Source organism: Denitromonas iodatirespirans, assembly GCF_018524365.1.
Lineage (GTDB): Bacteria > Pseudomonadota > Gammaproteobacteria > Burkholderiales > Rhodocyclaceae > Nitrogeniibacter > Nitrogeniibacter iodatirespirans.
Window position 1 is genome coordinate 1 of record NZ_JAEKFT010000028.1, and the last position, 20,090, is coordinate 20,090.

Annotated in this window: 20 protein-coding genes; 5 read left to right on the top strand and 15 right to left on the bottom strand. The window is 66.0% G+C overall.

The genetic code is table 11. The features are described from left to right. Positions 1 to 417 precede the first annotated feature (417 nt). A complete protein-coding gene (locus I8J34_RS19290; RefSeq protein WP_214363268.1) occupies positions 418 to 1,119 on the top strand; it encodes a hypothetical protein in 702 nt (233 codons plus the stop codon). 346 nt (positions 1,120 to 1,465) lie between these two features. Here the strand turns inward: I8J34_RS19290 and fliN are convergent, their stop codons facing one another. The 9 genes from fliN to fliF form a co-directional block, all read right to left on the bottom strand. Beyond that, positions 1,466 to 1,972, bottom strand: coding sequence for a flagellar motor switch protein FliN (gene fliN / locus I8J34_RS19295; RefSeq protein ID WP_214363269.1), 507 nt, complete (start codon positions 1,970 to 1,972; stop codon positions 1,466 to 1,468). Next, the gene (fliM, locus tag I8J34_RS19300; RefSeq protein WP_214363270.1) at positions 1,965 to 2,975 is read right to left on the bottom strand and encodes a flagellar motor switch protein FliM; all 1,011 of its coding nucleotides are present in this window, start codon (positions 2,973 to 2,975) and stop codon (positions 1,965 to 1,967) included. Before fliM ends, fliN begins: the two co-directional genes overlap by 8 nt. Positions 2,976 to 2,995: 20 nt before the next feature. After that, complete coding sequence (locus I8J34_RS19305; RefSeq protein WP_214363271.1) at positions 2,996 to 3,553, bottom strand: flagellar basal body-associated FliL family protein; 558 nt, start codon at positions 3,551 to 3,553, stop codon at positions 2,996 to 2,998. A 95-nt stretch (positions 3,554 to 3,648) separates the two neighbouring features. Continuing rightward, a complete protein-coding gene (locus tag I8J34_RS24860) occupies positions 3,649 to 5,010 on the bottom strand; it encodes a flagellar hook-length control protein FliK (RefSeq protein WP_214363272.1) in 1,362 nt (453 codons plus the stop codon). Positions 5,011 to 5,077: 67 nt separating this feature from the next. Further along, positions 5,078 to 5,527 carry a flagellar export protein FliJ gene (gene fliJ, locus I8J34_RS19315; protein WP_214363273.1) on the bottom strand — a complete coding sequence of 150 codons (450 nt, stop codon included), beginning with the start codon at positions 5,525 to 5,527 and terminating at the stop codon, positions 5,078 to 5,080. A 97-nt stretch (positions 5,528 to 5,624) separates the two neighbouring features. Continuing rightward, complete coding sequence (gene fliI, locus I8J34_RS19320; RefSeq protein WP_214363274.1) at positions 5,625 to 7,028, bottom strand: flagellar protein export ATPase FliI; 1,404 nt, start codon at positions 7,026 to 7,028, stop codon at positions 5,625 to 5,627. Continuing rightward, the gene (locus I8J34_RS19325; RefSeq protein WP_214363275.1) at positions 7,028 to 7,699 is read right to left on the bottom strand and encodes a flagellar assembly protein FliH; all 672 of its coding nucleotides are present in this window, start codon (positions 7,697 to 7,699) and stop codon (positions 7,028 to 7,030) included. Before I8J34_RS19325 ends, fliI begins: the two co-directional genes overlap by 1 nt. Before the next feature lie 12 nt (positions 7,700 to 7,711). After that, positions 7,712 to 8,710 carry a flagellar motor switch protein FliG gene (fliG, locus tag I8J34_RS19330; protein WP_230411919.1) on the bottom strand — a complete coding sequence of 333 codons (999 nt, stop codon included), beginning with the start codon at positions 8,708 to 8,710 and terminating at the stop codon, positions 7,712 to 7,714. Beyond that, the gene (gene fliF / locus I8J34_RS19335) at positions 8,707 to 10,389 is read right to left on the bottom strand and encodes a flagellar basal-body MS-ring/collar protein FliF (protein WP_214363277.1); all 1,683 of its coding nucleotides are present in this window, start codon (positions 10,387 to 10,389) and stop codon (positions 8,707 to 8,709) included. The genes fliG and fliF overlap by 4 nt, the downstream gene beginning before the upstream one ends. A 172-nt stretch (positions 10,390 to 10,561) precedes the next feature. Between fliF and I8J34_RS19340 the strand changes: the two genes are divergently transcribed. The 3 genes from I8J34_RS19340 (at position 10,562) to fliE (ending at position 13,441) form a co-directional block, all read left to right on the top strand. Further along, positions 10,562 to 11,689, top strand: a complete 1,128-nt coding sequence (locus tag I8J34_RS19340) for a sensor histidine kinase (RefSeq protein WP_214363278.1) — start codon at positions 10,562 to 10,564, stop codon at positions 11,687 to 11,689. Further along, complete coding sequence (locus I8J34_RS19345; protein WP_214363279.1) at positions 11,682 to 13,046, top strand: sigma-54-dependent transcriptional regulator; 1,365 nt, start codon at positions 11,682 to 11,684, stop codon at positions 13,044 to 13,046. Before I8J34_RS19340 ends, I8J34_RS19345 begins: the two co-directional genes overlap by 8 nt. Positions 13,047 to 13,114: 68 nt before the next feature. Next, positions 13,115 to 13,441, top strand: a complete 327-nt coding sequence (fliE, locus tag I8J34_RS19350) for a flagellar hook-basal body complex protein FliE (protein WP_214363280.1) — start codon at positions 13,115 to 13,117, stop codon at positions 13,439 to 13,441. Positions 13,442 to 13,555: 114 nt separating this feature from the next. Here fliE and I8J34_RS19355 read toward each other — a convergent pair whose 3' ends face one another. From I8J34_RS19355 to I8J34_RS19380, 6 genes are all read right to left on the bottom strand, one after another. Then, complete coding sequence (locus I8J34_RS19355; protein ID WP_214363281.1) at positions 13,556 to 14,110, bottom strand: PaaI family thioesterase; 555 nt, start codon at positions 14,108 to 14,110, stop codon at positions 13,556 to 13,558. A gap of 122 nt (positions 14,111 to 14,232) precedes the next feature. Continuing rightward, positions 14,233 to 15,096: a class I SAM-dependent methyltransferase gene (locus I8J34_RS19360; protein ID WP_214363282.1), complete on the bottom strand. Its 864-nt coding sequence runs from the start codon at positions 15,094 to 15,096 to the stop codon at positions 14,233 to 14,235. Positions 15,097 to 15,196: 100 nt separating this feature from the next. Beyond that, on the bottom strand, positions 15,197 to 16,090 hold the full coding sequence (locus tag I8J34_RS19365) for an NAD(P)/FAD-dependent oxidoreductase (protein WP_214363283.1): 894 nt from the start codon (positions 16,088 to 16,090) through the stop codon (positions 15,197 to 15,199). Between the two features lie 295 nt (positions 16,091 to 16,385). Further along, the gene (locus I8J34_RS19370; RefSeq protein WP_214363284.1) at positions 16,386 to 16,700 is read right to left on the bottom strand and encodes a hypothetical protein; all 315 of its coding nucleotides are present in this window, start codon (positions 16,698 to 16,700) and stop codon (positions 16,386 to 16,388) included. Between the two features lie 236 nt (positions 16,701 to 16,936). Then, complete coding sequence (locus I8J34_RS19375) at positions 16,937 to 17,806, bottom strand: alpha/beta fold hydrolase (RefSeq protein WP_214363285.1); 870 nt, start codon at positions 17,804 to 17,806, stop codon at positions 16,937 to 16,939. Between the two features lie 85 nt (positions 17,807 to 17,891). After that, positions 17,892 to 19,355 carry an efflux transporter outer membrane subunit gene (locus I8J34_RS19380; RefSeq protein WP_214363286.1) on the bottom strand — a complete coding sequence of 488 codons (1,464 nt, stop codon included), beginning with the start codon at positions 19,353 to 19,355 and terminating at the stop codon, positions 17,892 to 17,894. Positions 19,356 to 19,447: 92 nt separating this feature from the next. Between I8J34_RS19380 and I8J34_RS19385 the strand changes: the two genes are divergently transcribed. After that, on the top strand, positions 19,448 to 20,065 hold the full coding sequence (locus I8J34_RS19385; protein WP_214363287.1) for a TetR/AcrR family transcriptional regulator: 618 nt from the start codon (positions 19,448 to 19,450) through the stop codon (positions 20,063 to 20,065). Positions 20,066 to 20,090 lie beyond the last annotated feature (25 nt).

Consider the following 20,090-nt stretch of genomic DNA (forward strand, 5'->3'; position numbering starts at 1 on the left):
GCGGCGATGAACCAATTCGCGATCCTCTACGAGGACCGCTTCACGGATCATCGCCTAAAATGAAAACCGCGTTTCCAACTCAGGAAGCGATTCAGAGCGCCTCACACACAGAAATTCTGACACTCCCCCGGTGAATCCATCAGGCCCATTCGCCTCAGTGCCCGGCCTGGCCGTCTGCTCGCCATGTCGAACGATCACAGGACCATCGCTGTTGGTCAGGAAGGCTGGCTAGTTCTGCAGTCCGTCGACAGCGCTGGCTTTGCCTCCGCCTTGTCGATTCCGCTGCCTGGTCAGTGGCCGCGTTACCTAGCCTTTTCCAGTGATGGACAGTTCGCGGGGGCGCTAGTGGAGGGAGAAAACACTGCAGCCATCCGAACTTGGCGCGTTTCGGATGGATCTCCCGTGGCCGAGCAACCCGTGGACAAGGACGACCGCCTTTTCTCGGTACTGGATGGCCAGACCGTCATTGCTACGGTAAAGGAGGGCGTCGCCAGATTCGATCTCGTATCGGGTAGCAAGTACGTCCTGACTGATAAAAGGTTATGGCCATCTGTCACCATTGGTGACACTTTTTTAGCACCAGAACAGGGGATGAAGCAAACCTGGGCTATCCGCATCGGCAGCGCACCACAGCTCTGGGGCAAGCCGGACTTCATGCGCGACAAGCATGTCATCGCCACGACAGCCGATGGAAGGTTCGCTCATATGGTGGATTCCCATCGTAGCTACCTCGTGAATCTCAGTACGTGGGAAAGCCAGCCGATTCCCGTGAGTTCTGGAATCAGTGCCTTCTCTCAGGATGGCAGTCGGCTAGCCATTGCCGCCGGTGATCAGGACATCCAGATATGGTCAACGCTCAATGGTACGAAGGTTACAACTCTGAGCCGCAATAGCAGCAATCTACTGAAGATTTGGTTCCTTGCAGGCAAGGATGAGTTGTGGGCTGTGGACAGCATCGGCAAAGTGCGCCAGTGGAAACTGCGGCCCAACTATGCCGAGGCTCGAGGTCAGGCCTGCGCGCTGCTGCGGGCCGCAAATTCGCGGATGGAGTTCACTGCAGCTGAGCTCGCGCGATTTCCCGTGTTGAGAGCATCCGAAACTCGGCCCTGCAATTATTGATAGTTGGAAAGCGCCCGGCGACCAGCGATTGCTCATGGGCGGTGGCCCAACGGCGCCATCCTACCCTCGCTGACCGGTCCGACCTCAAAACTGCCGCTCACTCGATCAAAGACGCTCCGGTGAATCGAACGGCCGCTTCCGTCGTGTCCGTTGCTGGGGCGAATGGCCGCTTAGAAAATGCTCGACGGGCAAGTTTGGGTCGATAACCGCCGAAATTCAGCGCATCACCCAGCAAGAAGGGCTCCCTCTGGAGCCCTTCAGCATTTGCACTCATTTTCTGCGTCAGAAAGATCTCACCTGTTCGGCACAGATCTCTCTTTTGGTGGCACCCGACCGACGCTCTACCTCAGTGGCGCAGTTTTCGCATGCGCTCGGCGGGGGTGATGATGTCGGTGAGGCGAATGCCGAACTTTTCGTTCACGACAACCACTTCACCCTGGGCGATGAGGGTGCCGTTGACCAGCACGTCCATCGGCTCGCCGGCCAGGCCGTCGAGTTCGACGACCGAGCCGTGGGCCAGTTGCAGCAGGTTGCGGATCGATAGTTTGGTGCGGCCGAGCTCGACGGTGATCTGCACCGGGATGTCGAGGATCATGTCGAGGTCGTTGTTGCCGCCCGCGCCGCTGCGCTCTGCGCCGAAATCGGGGAAGAGCTGGCTGGCCGGTTTGGCCTGGTAGGGCGATTCGCCTTCTGCGGCGGCCGCGGCGAGGTCGGCGGCGGCTTGTTCCTGCATGGCGGCTGCCCAGGGGTCGTCGTCCTCGGCTGGCTTTGCTTCCGCGTCGGTCTGCTCTTCCATGGCGGCAGCCCAGTCGTCGTCGGAGACCTGGTTTTCGTCGGTGTCGGTGTCAGCCATTGTTGGCTCCCGTTATCAGGGGGTCGGTGGTGTCTTCAGAAGAGATCATGCGTTCGACCTTGACGGCGTACTGCCCGTTGTGGATGCCGTAGTGGCCTTCCAGCACGGGGACGCTATCGACATAGGCCCGGACCATCTCTTCAACGTCGATGGGGATCACGTCGCCGACGCGCATGTTGACGATGTCGCGCAGCGTGACCGTGGCTTGCCCGAGATTGCAGGTGAGCTTGACTTCGGCAGTCTTCAGCTGCTTGGTCATGGTGCCGATCCAGCGCTTGTCCTGCGTGATGTGATCGCTCTGCATGGTCGAGTAGAGCGTTTCGCGGATCGGCTCGAGCATGGAGTAGGGGAAGCAGATGTGCATGTCGGCCTGCGCACCGCCCAGTTCGAGCGAGAACACGGTCGACACGACGATCTCGGAGGGGGTGGCGATGTTGGCGAACTGCGAGTTCATCTCCGAGCGCAGGTAGTCGAGCTTGAGCTTGAACACCGGCGCCCAGGCGCGCTCGTATTCGGTAAACACGGTGTTCAGCATGCCCATGATGATGCGCTGCTCGGTGGCGGTGAAGTCGCGCCCCTCGACCCGGGTGTGGAAGCGCCCGTCGCCGCCGAACATGTTGTCCACCACCAAGAACACCAGGTTCGGGTCGAAGACGATCAGCCCGGTGCCGCGCAGCGGCTTGGCGGTGACCAGGTTGAGGTTGGTCGGCACCACCAGGTTGCGCACGAATTCGCTGTATTTCTGGACCTTGATCGTGCCGACCGAGATCTCGGCGTTGCGGTGCATGTAGTTGAACAGGCCGATGCGCAGGTAGCGGGCAAAGCGCTCGTTGATGAGCTCCATGGTGGGCATGCGCCCACGCACGATGCGCTCCTGCGTGCCCAGGTTGTAGGGGCGAACGCCGCTGCCGTCGTCATCGTCGGCCTGGGATTCCTCGACTTCCCCGGTGACGCCGCGCAACAGTGCGTCGACTTCGTCCTGGGAGAGAAAATCCGATGACATGGTCTGCGGCTCCTGAGTGCTTACTGCACGATGAGAGAGTTGAACAGCACCGAGGTGATCGGCCCCCAGGGGGCCTTGTCGCGGCGGCGGTCGGCATCTTTGGGTTTGTCGAAGCCCAGCACGTAGTTGGTGCGCACCATGATCTCGTCGGCCAGCGCTTCGCGTCCCTCGACGGTGGCGATCTCCGAGGGCAGCTTGCTCGACAACAGCAGGTTCACCTCGTGGCGGATCTCGGGCATGTAGACCTTGAGCTGATCGGCAACGGTCTGGTCGACCACTTTGAGCACCAGCACCACTTGCAGATAGTGGCTGCCTTCGGCCGGCGCCAGGTTCACCGTGAACGGGTCGAGATTGACGAAGGTCGGCGGCTTGGAGGTATCCATCGTCAGCTTCGGGGCTTCGGCTTCATGCGCGTTGTCGTCATGGTCGCCCTTTTTCTTGCTCATCAGCAGAAAGGCCGCGGCGCCGCCGGCGACCACCAGCAGCAGAACCACCACGAGGATGATGATCAGCAGCTTCTTGCTCTTCTTCGGGGGGGCTTCGCCTTCCGCTGCTGCCGGGGCGGGTGCTTTCGACATGCGTCAATCTCCAATTTCGACCGGTTCATTATCGATCACGCATTGCACCCCGGATGCGCGGAATAGCGGTAGCCAAAGCCCGCTATTTCTCGTCCTCAGGCGAATGTGTCGATCAGTCCTGTGCCCCGTTGCAGCCAGGGGCCGCTGCGCGACATCACAGCTTCCTGAGGGTTATCGGCCGAAATACGTCCGCCTGAATGGCGAAATCCCTGTCCGGTGTCGCCGCGGTTGTCCTGCGGCGCGGTGTTCACATTGCTGTCGGCCAGCATCACGCCGGCCTGTTCGAGCATTTCTCGCAAGCGCGGCATGGCCTGCTCGAGCGCTTCGCGGGCCGCCGGTGTGGCGGCGGTGAATTGCGCGGTGGTGGTGTCGCCGCTCACGGTGAGCGAGATCTCCAGCTTGCCCAGGTGCGGCGGGGTGAGGATCAGCTCTGCCTTGCTCTCGTTGCGCCCGGCCAGCCACAGCACCCGGTTGCCGACCGCATCGCCCCAGGTGGCCTCGCTGGCCGGCGTGTTCACATGAATCGGCAAGGCGGCCTGGCTGGCTTGCGGGCGGTCGGTGGCGGGCGCGTGCAGGCCGGCCATGGCGGTGTTCAGGCCCGGCGCGCCGGCCTGGCCGGGCAGGGCCGGGGTGTCGCCGCTCAAGGGCGTGCCGCGCTCGCCGCGTGCGGCGGTGTTGGCGGCTAGCAACTCGGCGAAATTGGTGGGGCGGGCCTTGGCCACGGTGACCGGGGCTGCGTCGTCGGCGGCCGGGGCAGTCAGGCCGGTGGCGGGTTCGCGGCCGGTGGCGGCGGCGCCGGGCTGGCCTTTGCCAGCCGCCAGAGCCAGGCCTTCGGCGGATGTCTGGCGAAGCGGTCCCGATTCGGTAGTCGGGGCGGTGGTGGCGCCGGGCAGGGTGACCGGTGCTGCGGCGGGGCTTGCCGTGGCGGCGGCAAGCGCTGCCGGTGTGCCGGCAAGGGCTGCCGGTGTGCCGGCAAGGGCTGCCGCCGGGTCGGCCGTGGTGTCGGTGGCGAGCGTGGCCTCGGCGTCCATGGCCTGGGCATCGGCGGCAGCCGTGGCCGTGGTTTGGGGGGCGGTGCCGGTGGTGGCGTCGCTCGCCGAGGTGTCGCTGGCGGCGTCGGCCGGGGCCTGCGCTGGCGATTTCGCCGTGGTGTCGGTGGCCTCGGGCCGGCGGCTTTCGGCCGGCGCGGCGGGCTTTGCGGGCGCTTGCGGGGCGCGTGCCGGCGGCTGCGCCTGGGACTGGGCCGGATGGCAGCGCTCGGCCGGGCGCTCAGGGCGACGCTCGGCGGAGCGCTCGACCGGGCGTTCGGCCGGACGCTCGGGGGCGTTCATCTTCTGATCGAGGGTGCGGGAAAAGACGTCGGGCTGGGCGCCGTTGTCGGCTGCGTGGCGCTCGCGGGCGGCACTGCCGCGCGGCGCGGCGGCGCTGAGCAGCTGGGTCAGGGGGGATTGGGCCATTTGCGGCATCGCCATGTTCCTTGGAGGGACGTTTCAGGCGACTAGATGCAAACCCCGTGCCAGTGCTTCAGTGGTCGGAATGGCGCTCGCGGTGCTGTTTGATGGCGTGCTCGTCGGTCTGGCGCTGTTCGCGGCGGAAGTCGTTGCGCGCTTCTTTGGCCTCATGGCGCTGCGACAGTGTGTCGAAGGCCTTGACCTTGTTGCGCTGGTCGAGCCACACCTTCTGGCCGTGCGCGGTGCTTTGCCGGGCCTGCTCGACCACGGCGCGCTGGGCGGCGATGGCATCGTCGAGCTTGCCGATGAACAGGCTGAAATTGCGCCATGCATCGGGGCCGATGCCTTCGCGGCAGGCCTCCTGGAAGCGTTGCTGGTACTCGGCGCGATAGTTTTCGAGCAGCTCGAGCTTGCGGCAGTCTTCGGATTCGCCCGCGATCAGCTCGCCCAGGCGGCGCGCGGCGCCGTCCATGCGGTTGTTGGCCAGATCCAGCAGGGGCTTGAGGGGAAACGGTTTGCTCATCGAGGCTCCTCTCCGATGTGCGGTCGGCGTATGGCATGCCGCGCCGCGTGGCAACACGTTCGGGGGGCAAACGCTTTAAGGGCGTCGCCCATACATATCACACTTCGCTGCCGAACAGGGCGTGCAAATTTGCCACGGCGCCGTCGAATCCCTCGCGTTCGTCGATGCCTTGCTGGAGAAAGGCCTCCAGCGCGGGATAGGCTTCGACGGCCTGATCGAGGACCGGATCGGAGCCGGCCTGGTAGGCGCCGACGGCGATCAGGTCGCGCGAGCGCTGGTAGCGCGAGAACAACAGCTTGAAGCGGCGCACCTGCTCGAAGTGGGCGGGTTTGACCAGATTGTGCATGGCGCGGCTGATCGATTGCTCGATGTCGATGGCCGGGTAGTGGCCCTGGTCGGCAAGCGTACGCGACAGCACGATGTGGCCGTCGAGAATGGCGCGGGCGGCATCGGCGATCGGGTCCTGCTGGTCGTCGCCTTCGGCCAGCACGGTGTAGAAGGCGGTGATCGAGCCGCCTTCTTCGGGGCCGTTGCCGGCGCGTTCGACCAGCGCGGGGAGGCGGGCGAACACCGAGGGCGGGTAGCCGCGAGTGACCGGCGGCTCGCCGATGGCCAGGGCGATTTCGCGCTGGGCCATGGCGTAGCGGGTGAGCGAATCCATGATCAGCAGCACCTGCTTGCCCTGGTCGCGGAAGTACTCGGCGATGGTGGTGGCATAGGCGGCGCCCTGCAGGCGCATCAGCGGGCTGGTGTCGGCCGGCGCGGCGACCACCACCGAGCGGGCGCGGCCTTCGGCGCCGAGGTTCTGCTCGATGAATTCCTTCACCTCGCGGCCCCGTTCGCCGATCAGCCCGACCACGATCACGTCGGCCTGGGTGTAGCGCGCCATCATGCCGATGAGCACCGATTTGCCCACGCCCGAGCCGGCGAACAGACCCATGCGCTGGCCGCGGCCGACGGTGAGCAGGGCGTTGATGGCGCGGATACCGACATCCAGCGACTGGCTGATCGGGGCGCGCTGCAGCGGGTTGACCGGCCGGCTTTGCAGCGAGCGGGTGTCTTCGGTGGTGATCGGGCCGAGCCCGTCGAGCGGCCGGCCGGCGCCGTCGACCACGCGGCCGAGCAGGGAGTCGTCGATCGGCAGGTGCTTGGCGCGGTCGGAGGCGCGGCGGCGCGGGGCGGTGTGCTGGCCGGCCACCAGCTTGGGCTGGGTCGGCTCCATCGGCAGCACCTGGGCGCCGGGGGCCAGGCCGAAGATGTCGTCGGTCGGCATCATGAAGATGCGCTCGCCATGGAAGCCGACCACCTCGGCCTCGACCGAACCGCCGCCGGGCACCACGATGCGGCAGCCCGAGCCGAGCGGCAGCTTGAGGCCGGCCGCTTCCATCACCAGGCCGTTGATGCGGGTGAGCCGGCCGGAGAGCTGGAAGGCGCTGTTGCTGGCGGCCAGCCGCTTGCCGTCGGCCAGCACCTGGCGCCAGGTGTCGGTGTGGCGTTCCATCAGGGCTTGGGCTCCCAGCGGGTGTCTTCGGCGTTCATGGTTTCCATGATGCGCCGCCAGCGGGTCTGCACGGTGGCGTCGACGGTAGCGCCTTCGGCCTCGATGGTGCAGCCGCCGCGGGTGAGCGATTCGTCTTCGAGGATGCGGTGTTCGTGGTGGCTGAACTGCTCGCCGAGATAGTCGCGCAGCAGGGCGGCGTCGTCGGGATGGACGCGGATCATGGCCCGCGCCTGCGGCAGTTGCTGCAGCGCTTCGCGCACGATGTCGACGATGCCTTCGGGGTGGGCGGCCAGCGAGCGTTTGACCACTTGCCCGGCCACTTCGATGGCCAGGGCGACGATCTCCTCGGCCACGTCCTGGTCGATCTGCTTGAGGGCGGTGTCGAGGTTTTCGAGCAGGGTGTGCAGTTGCAGCGCTTCCATGCGCCCGCGCGCGGTGCCTTCCTCGTAGCCGGCGGCGTAGCCGTCCTTGTGGGCGGCGTCGTGGATCTTCTCGATCTCGTCGGCGGTGGGCAGCTTGAAGGCCGGCGCCTCGGGTTCGGCGCTCGGGGCCGGTTCGGGCGGGGTCTCGTCGACCGGTGCGGCCTCGGGTTCCGGCTCGGGCTCGGGCGCATCGAAGCGCGGCGGCTCCCAGCGGCGGTAGGCGCCGACGGCCTGGTGGCGAAAGCTCATGCGCGCGATTCCTTAAACGAAGGCATCGTCGCCTCCCTTGCCGCCGAGCATGATCTGGCCTTCCTCGGCGAGGCGGCGCACGATCTTGAGGATTTCCTTCTGCTCGCCCTCGACTTCCGACAGGCGCACCGGCCCGCGCGATTCGAGGTCTTCGCGCAGCATCTCGGCGGCGCGTTGCGACATGTTCTTGAAGATCTTCTCGCGCAGCTCGGCCTGGGCGCCCTTGAGCGCGACCACCAGGGAGTCGGACTGCACCTCGCGCAGCAGCGTCTGGATGCCGCGGTCGTCGATGTCCATCAGGTTGTCGAAGACGAACATCTCGTCGAGGATCTTCTGCGCCAGGTCCGGATCGTATTCGCGCACGTTGTCGATGATCGCCGTTTCGGCCGCAGCGCCGACGAAGTTGAGGATGTCGGCAGCGTGACGCACCCCGCCCATGGCGGCCTTCTTGACGTTGGAGGTACCCGACAGCGTGCGGGTGAGGGTGTCGTTGAGTTCCTTGAGCGCGGCCGGCTGCACGCCGTCGAGCGTGGCGATGCGCAGCAGCACGTCGTTGCGCAGGCGGTCGGTGAAGTGCTTGAGGATCTCGCCGGCCTGGTCGTTTTCGAGGTGCACCAGGATGGTGGCGATGATCTGCGGGTGTTCGTTCTTGATCAGGTCGGCGGCGGTGGCCGCGTCCATCCACTTCAGGCTTTCGATGCCGGCGGTGTCCGAGCCCTGCAGCACGCGCGAGATGATGTGCGCGGCGCGGTCGTCGCCCAGCGCCTTGGTGAGCATCTGGCGGATCTGCTCTTCGTCGGCCTCGATCGGCGAGCCCTTGTCGCAGTGCGCGTCGAGCTCGTCGAGCAGCGGCTCGACCTTGCTGCGCGGATGCGAGGGCAGCTTGGCCATCGCCATGCCGAGCTTCTGCACCTCTTTCGGGCCGAGAAACTTGAGCACCTCGGCCGCCTCGTCCGACCCGAGCGAGAGCAGCAGCAGGGCGCTTTTCTCCAGTCCTTCTTCCGGGCTCATTTGCGTCCCTCCTCGTTGGCGCCGAGCCATTCCTTGATCAGATTGGCGACCAGTTTCGGGTTGTCCTTGGCCGTTTCGCGCGCCCGCGCCAGCTTGGCTTCGTAGCTGCTGGCCTGACGTGCGCCGGACGACAGGCTGACTTCCGCGCCTTCTTCATCGTAGCCGGTTTCGCCTTCGCCGGCGGCGGCAGCGCCACCGGCTTCTTCCCCGGCCGGCTTGGGTGCCAGCGTCTTCATCAGCGGCTTGATCACGCCGAAGGCCACGTAGGCCAGCACGGCGATGACCAGCAGGTAGCGCAGTGCCTGTTTGCCGAGGTCGATCATCTCGGGGTCTTTCCACAGCGGCAAGTCGGGCAGGGCCTCGGTGGCGCCGGCGGCGAAGGCGCTGTTGGCCACGTTGAGGCTGTCGCCGCGCTCGGCATTGAAGCCCATGGCCTCGCGCACCAGGTTGTTGATGCGGGCGATCTCCTCGTCCGACAGGGCCTCGGTCGTCTCCTTGCCATTCTTGTCGGTGACGGTGCGATGGTTGATGACCACCGCCACCGACAGCCGGCGGATGGTGCCCATCGCGCGCTTGGTGTGCTGGATGCTGCGGTCCACCTCGTAGTTGGTGGTGGCGTTGGTGTTGCGGGTCAGCACATTGCCGTCGGCGCCGGTGGCTGCACCATTGGCTTCGGGCGTGGTGATCGGCGCGGTGGCCGGCACCGGCGGCTGGTTGCTGAGCGCGCCGGGCACGCCCTGGGCGCCCGGGTCGCGGGTGAGCACCTCGCTGGTTTGCTGCGAGCGGATGGCCTGCTGCGGCGAGGGGTTGGGCTTGTAGATCTCATCGGTCTGCTCGACCCGGTTGAAGTCGACATCCGCCGTTACCTGGGCGCGGAAGTTGCCCTTGCCGACCATTGGCTCGAGGATCGTCTCGATGCGCCGCACATAGGTCGATTCGAGTTCATCCACATAGCGCAGCTGGGTCGGATCGAGCCCCGCGGCGCGCAGCGGGTCGTTGGTGTTGGTGAGCAGCTTGCCGGTCTCGTCGATCACGCTGACGCTGCCGTTGTCCATGTTGGGCACGCTGGAGGACACCAGGTGCACGATGCCGGCCACCTGGGCCCCGTTCAGGTCGCGGCCGGCGCGCATGTTCACGAACACCGAGGCGGTGGGTTTTTGCTGGTCGCGCAGGAAGGCGCTGCGCTTGGGAATCGCCAGATGCACGCGTGCATTGGCCACCGAGCCGATGGCCTGGATGGTGCGCGCCAGCTCGCCTTCGAGCGCGCGCTGGTAGTTCACCTGCTCATGGAACTGCGAGACGCCGAGCTTCTGGTTCTCCATCAGTTCGAAGCCGACCATGCCGCCGCGCGGCAGGCCCTGGGCGGCCAGCTGCAGGCGGATGTCGTGCACCCGCTCGCTCGGCACCATGATCGCGGCGCCGCCCGGGGTGAACTTGTAGGGCACGTTCTGCTGCTGAAGCGCCGTCACGATGGCGCCGCCGTCGCGCTCCTCCAGATTGGAGAACAGCACGGCGTAGTCTGCCGACTTGCTCCACAGCAGCACCCCGACGATCAGCGCGATGCCGGCGGCCAGCGCGGCCATCAGCGCCAGCTTCTGGCGTGCCGACATGGCGACGAAGTTGTCGATCACTTGCTGTATCGGTGAGCCGGGGGCGGCGGCTTCTTGCGCGGTGGCCATGCTGTCGGTCCTTGACGGAATCGCTTTGACGGATGAGACGCATTGTCTGCGCCGCGCCGCAAAAGCTTAGGCAGAATAAGCGGCAGTTTTTGCCGCCTATTTGCCGCCTGTAAACTCAAGGTCCACCCGTAGGCTTCGCACTGTGGAAAAGCGTCTACCTAACGAGCCCGCCATGACCGAGACCGCCGCGCCGTCGCTCGACGCCGCCCAGCTGGCCGAAGCCTTTGCCCTGTTCAACCGCGCCTCGGCCGAGTTGACCGATGCCTACGCCGGCCTGCAAGGGCAGGTGGCCCAGCTCAACGAGCGGCTGACGGTGCTGATGACCGCGCTGCCGGCCGGGGTGCTGGTGCTCGACCGGCAGGGCGTCGTGGTGCAGGCCAACCGCGCGGCGCAGAACTGGCTCGGCGACTCGGTCGAGGGCACCGCCTGGGCCACGCTCGGCCAGCAACTGCTGCCCACCGAAACGCCGGGCGAACTCAAACTGGGGGAGGGCGACGAGGCGCGGCGCATCGCCTTGTCGTCGACCAGCCTGGAGTCGGGCGAGGGCAGCATCGTGCTGATGCACGACGTGACCCACACCCACCGCATGCAGCGCGAGGCCGAGCGCAACGCGCGCCTGGCCGCCATGGGCGAGATGGTCGCCGGCCTGGCGCACCAACTGCGCACGCCGCTGTCGGCCGCCTTGCTGTACACCGCCACGCTCGGCAAGGCGCAGCTGGCCGAATCCGAGCGCGGGCGCATCGCCGAGCGCGCCGTCGAGCGCATGCGCCATCTCGAACGCCTGATCCGCGACATGCTGCTGTTCGCCCGCGGCGATTGCCTGGGCCGCGAACCGGTGCCGGTGTGTGCACTCACCGAAGAGCTGACCCACACCCTGGAACCCATCGCCCGCCAGCGCGACATCGTGTTCACCCACGCCTGCGAATGCGGCACCACCCGGCTGATGGCCGACCGCAAGGCGCTGGCCGGCGCGCTCACCAACCTGCTCGAAAACGCCCTGCAATTCACTCCCGCCGGCGGCCGCGTCAGCCTGCTGGCCACCTGCGACGCGCGGAAGGTGAGCTTTGTGGTCGAAGACACCGGCGCCGGCATCTCGGCCGACCAGCAGGAGCGTTTGTTCGAACCCTTTTTCACCACGCGCGCCGAAGGCACCGGGCTGGGCCTGGCCATCGCGCGCGGCGTGGCCCGCGCCCACGGCGGCGACATCGACCTGGTGTCCCACCCCGGCGAGGGCACCCGTTTCCGGCTGGTGGTCCCGCTGACCGCCGGCCACATTGCCGAAGAGAACGCCCATGAGTGAGCCACTCAAACTCCTGTTGGTCGAAGACGACGCCGCCCTGCGCGACGCGGTCACCCTCATCCTCGAGCTGGAGGGCCATGCCGTCACCGCCGTCGACGGCGGCCCGGCCGCGCTCGAAGCGCTTGGCAAGGACGTGTTCAACCTCGTCATCAGCGACCTGAAAATGGAACCGATGGACGGCCTCACCCTGCTCGGCGAGATCCGCGCCCGCCTGCCGCAACTGCCGGTGATGCTGATGACCGCCTTCGGCGATGTCGAAAAAGCCGTGGCCGCCATGCAGGGCGGCGCCTGCGACTTCCTGCTCAAGCCCTTCGAACCCGAAGTGCTGCACGCCCATGTGCGCCGCTACGCCTCGGTGCCGGTGAGCGACAGCGGCACCGTGGCCGAAGACCCGCGCACCCGCGAGCTGCTGGCGCTGGCCGGCCGCGTGGCCGAGACCGACGCCACGGTGATGCTGTCCGGCGAATCCGGCACCGGCAAGGAAGTGTTTGCCCGCTACATCCACAATCATTCGAAGCGCAAGGCCAAGCCCTTCGTCGCCATCAACTGCGCGGCGATCCCCGACAACCTGCTCGAAGCCACCCTGTTCGGCCACGAGAAAGGCGCCTTCACCGGCGCCCACAGCGCCCAGGCCGGCAAGTTCGAACAGGCCGACGGCGGCACCTTGTTGCTCGACGAAATCTCCGAAATGCCGCTCAGCCTGCAGGCCAAGCTCTTGCGCGTGCTGCAGGAGCGCGAGGTCGAGCGTGTCGGCGGCAAGAAACCGGTGCCGCTCGACCTGCGCGTGCTGGCCACCAGCAACCGCGACATGGCCGCGGAAGTGGCCGCCGGCCGCTTCCGCGAAGACCTCTACTACCGGCTCAATGTGTTCCCCCTGGCGATCCCCGCGCTGCGCGAGCGGCCCGGCGACATCCTGCCCATGGCGCGCCACTTCCTGGCCCGCCACGCCGAACGCATCGGTGGCCATGCCACCATCGACGAAGGCGCCGCCGAACTGATGCGCGCCCACCCCTGGCCCGGCAACGCCCGAGAGCTGGACAACGCCATGCAGCGCGCGCTGATCCTCGCCACCGGCGGCGTCATCCGCGCCGACACTCTGCGCCTGTGCCTGGGCAGCGGCGCGTCGCGCGCACCGGCAATATCTGCCGCCGAACCGGCAAGCCTTGCCGCCCCGGTCGTCGCGGCAAGCTCGGGCGGCACCGCCAACATGAAGGATCTCGAACGCGAACACATCCTCGGCACGCTCAAGGCCGTGGGCGGTTCGCGCAAGAAAGCCGTTGAAAAACTGGGGATTTCCGAACGCACCCTGCGCTACAAATTGCAGCAGTACCGCGAAGAGGGCTACCCTATCGACTGAACCCGCCGGCTTGGCACGTGCCTTGCTGATATAACGCCACCGATCAAGCAGGAATTGCTGGAATTCTCATGGACAGTCGCGGCATCGACCAAGTACTGAGCGAACTGCGTGCCACCGCCACTCAGGCGGCCGGCGGCAAGAGCGCGTCCGCGCCCACCGAAACCGCCGACGGCGTGAGCTTCAACGACGCGCTCAAGAACGCGCTGGCCGACGTCAGCGCCGCCCAGCAGGACGCACAGCAAATGGCCCAGTCCTTCTCGGCCGGCGACCCCAACGTCAACTTGCAAGACGTGATGGTCAATCTGCAAAAGGCCAACCTCAGCTTCCAGCAGATGACCCAGGTGCGCAACCGGCTGGTTTCCGCCTACCAGGACATCATGAACATGCAGGTGTGATGGCGGGTTGATTGTCGGCCGGGGGCTCGTTCGATCGAGTCATCCCAGGCTGGATGCCAGACGTGAAGAAGGCCCCGAGTGGGCCTTCTTGCTGTTCACCACTGTTCAGATCGTCTATATCGCCGGATCAAAGACCAGACACGTCGTGCTCGCGTGGGCGTAGAGCTTCCCGTCCGGCCCGACAATCCGGCCTTCGGCGGTCGCGACCTGGCGGCCGCCGTGAACCAGCCGGGCTTCCGCGCGGACCAGCGGCACCGCATCGGTGAGGGCGCGGACCAGGTTGAGTTTCAGTTCCAGAGTCGTGTAGGCCTTGCCCGCGGGCAGCGTGGAGTGCACGGCACATCCCATGGCGCTGTCGAGCAGGGTTGCGAACCAGCCGCCGTGCACCGTGCCCATCGGGTTGTAGTGGTTGAAGCGGGGCTGTCCCTGGAATACGGCGAAACCGCGTTCGATGTGAAGCAGGGTGAAATCGAGCGTGGCGGCCATCGGTGGTGGCGGGATCTCGCCGGCGAGAAGCGCCTGGAAGATCTGCAACCCGCTGCGCCCGGCAACATGGGCAGACGAGACAACGCCGGGCGCCGTCTGGAGACGGGCGCGTACGGCGGCTTCTTCGTCCCGCCAGCGGGTAAGCGTTTCTTCGGGAGTCGTTGCGTCACTTGGTGCTGTCATGGGGCTACTCCTTGCTGTAGGTTTCCTGGTGAGCGTTTGATGGGTGCCAGAAGGGACATCAATCTGACCGGCCAAAGACGCCCCGCTCCACCGAGCTGGGGCGTCTCCCTTGTGAATCCCCGTCAGCTTGCCGGATTGCGCGCCATGACGACCCACGCCGCGCCGTCGATCATCACCGACCGCTCGCAGGGGAGGCCCGCGAAGGCGGCACGAACCGCCGCCGAGGCGCGGGCGCGGATGTCGTCGGGCTGATCAGCAAGCGCGTGCGACAGCGGGCCGACCTCGATCGCCATCTTCACCGCGTCGTCGATCGCAGCGTCTCGCGTCTCGCCCTCGCCGAAAGGGACGGAAGCATCGAAGGGCTCGATAGCGATATCGGTAAAACCGGCTGCCGCCAGGATGCGAGCCACCCGCCCCCGGTCGCCGAACGAAAATGGACCAGGCGCTTCGGGATCGGGCGGCGCGGTCGGGGGGACAATGCCCTTGAGCGCACTTATTGGCAGGCGCACCCAGTCGTTTTCGGCGGCAGCGCGCCAGCAGACGAACGCGACCCGTCCGCCCGGCCGGAGCGCGCGTCGCATATGGGCGAACGCCCCTGTCGGATCGTCGAAGAACATCACCCCGAAACGCGAGAACAGGATGTCGAATGCGCCCTCAGGCAGCTCGGCGCTGCTGGCGTCGGCCACCTGGAACAGCGCCGACGTGTCCTGTGGCGCAAGCGCGCGCGCTCGGCCGATCAGTGGTTCGGATATGTCCACGCCCAGCACTTGTCCCCCCGCACCGACGCGGGCGGCCAGAGCCAGACTCGACGCGCCCGCGCCGCAGCCGACGTCCAGCACGCGCTCGCCCGTCGCTGGCGCGACGGCTTCGATCGCGGCCTGGCCGAACACTGCTGCCACGGCGTCGAGTCGGGCCTGGTTGGCGACCCAGCGCTCCCCGCTTTGACCATTCCAGTCGGTGATCTGATAAGTATTTTTCTCTGCCATGCCATCTCCTCGCTCTTAACTAGCTACCCTTTGATCGAGACAAGGGAAAGCCGAACCAATGCCAAAGCGACGACGCAACCGGCAAAGGGAATCTGTGCTCTCAAACCACCATCGACTGCTGGGCGAAGATGCCCGCCATTGCGCCTTGCCATGATGCGGTGGTGACCGAGGGCAAGAGAGGGTTGGTGAGGTCACCGGCGGCGTAGATGCCGGGCATGCTGGTTTCGCGGCGCTCGTCAACCTTGAGGACGATGCCAAGAGGCGTGCCTACCGTGGCGAGACCCAGTGATTCATGGAGGGTTGTGGACGGCTTGTTGCGCGGCTGCGCGAACAGGATGTCGACCGCGACATTGCTGCCGGTATCGAGCTGGAGCGTGGCGCTATGGCCTTCGCGATGTGCCACCTCGATGATCCGGCCCTCGACGACAGGTTTGTTGCGCTGTGCCAGGTCGGCCCGGATATCGGGTGGAATGTCGTGACCGTCGGCGAAGACCGTCAACCTGTCGGTCCAATCGTGGAACAACCTGACCTGATTGTGCGATTGCGGGCCGGACCAGACGAGCCCCCAATGCTGGTCGGCGACTTCAAAGCCGTCGCAATAGGGGCAGGGCACGATGGAGGTGCCCCAGCCTTTGGCAAAGCCCGGTACATCAGGTATCTGGTCGACGACGCCATAACTCAGGATCAGTCGGCGCGCCTTGACGGTTTCGCCATCGCCGGTGAGGATGGAGAAATCGTCGATGGCGCCGGAGATGCTGTCGGCCCGGGCATTGACCAGTTTGATCGCGGGATAGCGCGCCAGCTGCTGCCGCGCCTCGGCCAGAATGTCCAGCGGCGGCTTGTGATCGTGGCCGAGCAGGCCATGCGAATGGCCGGCGAAGCGATTGCGCGGCAGGCCGGTATCGAGAACGGTGACCTTGCGGCGGGCACGGCCGAGCTGCAGGGCGGCGGCGAGGCCGGCAAAGCTGCCGCCGATGATGATGACGTCATTCATGGTGGTGGGCTCCGTGCTCCGTGCTGTGGATGGAGGGGGATGGGCTGGGCTCGGCGCGCAATATTTGCCGTCGGAATGTGGGATTTTCCGATAATTCCTGGTTCGAGGTTTGGCGGGTGCGTATGGCCGCTTCCTCGGCCCGCCAGCGGGCAAGCGTTTCTTCGGGGAGCGTTGCGTGAGTCAGTGTTGTCATGAGATTGACGTCCTTGATGAAGATGTCTTGCGGCAAGCGATGGCGGTGACCAGACACGCCGGGCTCGACCGCACACCATGGTGTTGAACGAGTGACTCCGGTTTAGCCACGGTTTCCGAGAATGGTGCGGCGGGCACGCTCCAGCGGGTCGATCGTTGGCTGCGATTCCGGTGCGGGGCTGAGCGTGGCGTGCGTTTCGGTCGAGGCGAGAATTCGCTGGCGCGCGAGTTCCTGCGGATCGGTAGGCACCTGCGCCGCGCTCGCCGTCGTGCTACGAATGACCGCCGGATGCGGGGTGGTACTCAATATCAGCTGCCGCGCTTGCGCGTGGGGGTCCAGCGGGCGAGCGGAATCCGCCAGTGCGCCGTGGGCGGAAAGAATGAGGGCGATGCCGGACAACGCCAGGATCGGTTTCATGATGAGTCTCCTGTTGAGGTGAAACAGTTGGCGGACGGTAGCGTCTGGCTTCGCCCGACCGGTAACGCGTGTCATCCGTTCGTGGTACGCGACAAAAAAGGCCTGTGGAGGCAGCGCGGCGTCGCCCAGGTCACAGCGTCGTCACCGCGTCGAGTGCGTGATGCAGCGCTTTGCCCGCACGGGCGAAGTCCTGCATGCCCTGGTCGGCCAGCGGGCGAGCCGACAGCCCTATGCCGTTAGTTCCTGGCGGGTTTCGCACCGCGCGAAAGAATGATGTTGACGACTTCGTCGGGCTGATCCAGTGATCCGAAATGCCCAGCGTCGCGAATGGTCAGAACCTCAGGATTGCGCAGCGCGCGGCGGGTCTGCTCCCGGTCTTCCGGGCTCGACCAGTCGTTGTCCGAGTAGACGAGCGTGACCGGCGTCGCGATACGCGGATAGACTTGGCGGGCTTCGATCCAGCTCTGCCAGTTCTTGAACACTGAATATTCCACACGCCGGTAGCCCGGACGCAGGCCGGTACGGTAGAACTCGTGCAGCAACTCCGGTTGCAGATAGTCCGGGTTCTGAGATCCGCCTTTCAGGACGGTGTTCAGCAGGAATTCGGGCTCGATGGTATAGGCGCCGAACACATCGAACAGGCCGATGATCCAGCCGCTCCGGCTGTTGCGTATGCCGCCACCGAAACGGTCGCCGTAGTCGTAGGGATTCAGCGCTATGGCATGGCTGACGCGGTTCGGCAATTCACTGGATACCGTCAGCGCCAGCGCACCTCCGATGGACTCGCCGGCCAGGGTCACGTCGTGCAGATCCAGCCGCGTGATGAATTCGGCGACGGAATCGCGGAACAGCTTTTCGGTGTATTCGACCGGCAAAATGGTGGATTGACCGTGCCCGGGCAAATCCAGGGCGAAGACCTGATAGTGCTTCTTGAGCACGGGCACCAGTTTCTCGAAATAGTCGAGCTGCGTTCGAATCGTGTGCAAGAGGACCAGGGGCGGCCCCTCTCCGGTCTGTAGATAACGGATGGAAAACCCGTTGCTCAACGGCAAGGTCCGTGGGGGATCTGCCTTGTTCCAAACCGCGCTGTATTCGCCGGTGCTCATGGAGGTGCAACCGAACAATACCGTGCTGGCCATGCAGAGTACGGCCAACAATGATGTGCTTGCTTTCATGCTTGCGATCCCCCGCTTATTTGGCTGCCATGGCTTCTGCTTGCGGCGCATCCCATCCCCCGCCCAGCGCCCGGAAGGAGGCGATGGCGGCGCGTGCCGCCTCGGTCTGCGCCTGCGCCTTGGCGTCGCGCGCCTGCAGCAGCCTGCCGTCGGCATCGAGCACCTCGATCAGGCTGACGATGCCGCCCTGGTAGGCGGAAAACGAGTTTTCGCGTGCGCGGGCAAGCGACGCTTCACCCCGTGTCAGGATGTCGACCTGGGCTTCGCGTTTGACGAGGGCCGAAAAGGCGTTCTCGACATCCTCGGTCGCCCGCAACACCGCCAGGCGCCAGGCCGCCAGGGTTTCGGCCTCCTGGCCGCGGGCGGCGGCGATCTGGGCGTCGACGCGGCCGAAGTCGAACAGGCGCCAGCGCAGCCCGAACACGCCCTGGGCCTGGCTGGCGGCCCCGCTGAAGAGATTGCCGCTGGCGATGGTGGTCGCGCTGCCCAGCAGGGCGGCGAGCGAGAACTTGGGGTAGTACTCCGACATTGCCACGCCGATGCGCGCATGGGCCGCCGCCAGGCGCCGTTCGGCGACGATCAGGTCGGGCCGGCGCCGGATCATGTCGGCCGGGGTGCCGGTCTCGGCCAAGCCGGGCGCGACCGGAATCGGCGCCGCCGCGGCGAGTTCCGTGCGGGTGGTGCCCGGCTGCATGCCGAGGAGCACGTCCAGCGCGTTCATGGCCGCATCGAGGCCGGTTTGCAGCACCGGGATCTGTGCCTCGGCCTGGGTGAGCGAGCCCTCGGCCTGGTTCATCTGGAGTTCGGCGGCGATCCCTTTTTCGTACTGGCGCCGGACCATGTCCAGCAGCCGGCGGCGGGTCTCCACCTGCCGGGTGGCGATGGCGATGCGCGCCTGCAGGCCGCGGATCGTCACGTACACGTCCGCCGTCTGCGCCGCCACGGCCAGGCGCGTCGCCACCGCGCCGGCCTCGGAGGCTTCATACTCGGCACGTGCGGCCTCGCGTCCGCGCCGCAGGCCGCCGAACACATCGATCTCCCAGCTCGCACCGAGATTGGCCTCGTAGGCGCTGCCGCTGCGATCGAAGCCGGGGTTGGCGTCGAGCACCTGCCCCAGCGGGGTCTCGACCGATTGGTAGGCGCGCGCAGCGCTTATACTCGCGTTGCCCGCCGGCAACAGCGCCGCATCGGCAAAGCGCAGCGATGCGCGCGCCTGGGCGACGCGAGCCGCCGCTTGTGCGATGTCCAGGTTCTGTTCGAGGGCCAAGGAAACGAAGTGCGCCAGTTGCGGATCATCGAAGGCGGCCCACCAGCGCTGGAGGTCTGCCTTGCCTTGAACCTGACGTTGCTCGACGCCCGCCTGCCCAAGGAAGCTGGGCGACAGCGCGATCTCGGGCTGCCGGTAGTCGGGCCCGACGGCGCAGCCCGTCAAGACGCTGACGCTCAGAGCAAGGGCGAGAAAGTGGGGATGGGCAAACATGGCAGTCCTTCGGGGTTGGATCATTTGGTGTGACTATAGTCCAAAATGGTCACTGGTTGTCAAGCGATAAATTACGAGGTAGAGTTTTTTCCATGAACGAAATCGAATCTTCCTCCCCCCAGTCCCGCGGCCCTGCCGACCACAACGTTCGCGATCAGATCGTCGCGGCGGCCGATGAACACTTCAGCCGCTACGGCTACGACAAGACCACGGTCTCTGACCTGGCCAAGGCGATTGGCTTTTCCAAGGCCTATATCTACAAGTTCTTCGACTCCAAACAGGCGATCGGCGAGGCCATCTGCGCCCAGTGCCTGAGCAAGATCATCGCGGCGGCTGATGAGGCGGTGGCCGGTGCCACAACGCCGACTGAAAAAATCCGCCAATTATTCAAGGCGCTGGTAGCGACGAGCGTGAGCCTGGTCTTCAATGATCGCAAGCTGCACGACATCGCCGCGCGTGGCGCCGGCGAAAAATGGCCGTCTGTCCGCGCCTACGCCGAACACATCCGGCAGTTCCTGACGGAGATCGTCCGCGAAGGGCGCGAATTTGGCGAGTTCGAGCGCAAGACACCGCTGGACGAGACGGTGCATGTCATCTATCTCGTCATGCACCCCTATGTGAATCCGCTGCTGCTCCAGTACAACCTCGACCACGCCGAGGAGGCGCCGGCGCAACTTTCCAGCTTGGTGCTGCGCAGCCTGGCGCCATAGCGGCGCAACAATCTTTTTGGTGACT

Bases quoted from the DNA above. Each gene is read 5' to 3' on its own strand.
- fliN (WP_214363269.1), bottom strand. From the start codon at position 1,972: ATGGCTGACACCGACACCGACGAAAACCAGGTCTCCGACGACGACTGG.
- fliM (WP_214363270.1), bottom strand. From the start codon at position 2,975: ATGTCATCGGATTTTCTCTCCCAGGACGAAGTCGACGCACTGTTGCGC.
- I8J34_RS19305 (WP_214363271.1), bottom strand. From the start codon at position 3,553: ATGTCGAAAGCACCCGCCCCGGCAGCAGCGGAAGGCGAAGCCCCCCCG.
- I8J34_RS24860 (WP_214363272.1), bottom strand. From the start codon at position 5,010: ATGGCCCAATCCCCCCTGACCCAGCTGCTCAGCGCCGCCGCGCCGCGC.
- fliJ (WP_214363273.1), bottom strand. From the start codon at position 5,527: ATGAGCAAACCGTTTCCCCTCAAGCCCCTGCTGGATCTGGCCAACAAC.
- fliI (WP_214363274.1), bottom strand. From the start codon at position 7,028: ATGGAACGCCACACCGACACCTGGCGCCAGGTGCTGGCCGACGGCAAG.
- I8J34_RS19325 (WP_214363275.1), bottom strand. From the start codon at position 7,699: ATGAGCTTTCGCCACCAGGCCGTCGGCGCCTACCGCCGCTGGGAGCCG.
- fliG (WP_230411919.1), bottom strand. From the start codon at position 8,710: ATGAGCCCGGAAGAAGGACTGGAGAAAAGCGCCCTGCTGCTGCTCTCG.
- fliF (WP_214363277.1), bottom strand. From the start codon at position 10,389: ATGGCCACCGCGCAAGAAGCCGCCGCCCCCGGCTCACCGATACAGCAA.
- I8J34_RS19340 (WP_214363278.1), top strand. From the start codon at position 10,562: ATGACCGAGACCGCCGCGCCGTCGCTCGACGCCGCCCAGCTGGCCGAA.
- I8J34_RS19345 (WP_214363279.1), top strand. From the start codon at position 11,682: ATGAGTGAGCCACTCAAACTCCTGTTGGTCGAAGACGACGCCGCCCTG.
- fliE (WP_214363280.1), top strand. From the start codon at position 13,115: ATGGACAGTCGCGGCATCGACCAAGTACTGAGCGAACTGCGTGCCACC.
- I8J34_RS19355 (WP_214363281.1), bottom strand. From the start codon at position 14,110: ATGACAGCACCAAGTGACGCAACGACTCCCGAAGAAACGCTTACCCGC.
- I8J34_RS19360 (WP_214363282.1), bottom strand. From the start codon at position 15,096: ATGGCAGAGAAAAATACTTATCAGATCACCGACTGGAATGGTCAAAGC.
- I8J34_RS19365 (WP_214363283.1), bottom strand. From the start codon at position 16,090: ATGAATGACGTCATCATCATCGGCGGCAGCTTTGCCGGCCTCGCCGCC.
- I8J34_RS19370 (WP_214363284.1), bottom strand. From the start codon at position 16,700: ATGAAACCGATCCTGGCGTTGTCCGGCATCGCCCTCATTCTTTCCGCC.
- I8J34_RS19375 (WP_214363285.1), bottom strand. From the start codon at position 17,806: ATGAGCACCGGCGAATACAGCGCGGTTTGGAACAAGGCAGATCCCCCA.
- I8J34_RS19380 (WP_214363286.1), bottom strand. From the start codon at position 19,355: ATGTTTGCCCATCCCCACTTTCTCGCCCTTGCTCTGAGCGTCAGCGTC.
- I8J34_RS19385 (WP_214363287.1), top strand. From the start codon at position 19,448: ATGAACGAAATCGAATCTTCCTCCCCCCAGTCCCGCGGCCCTGCCGAC.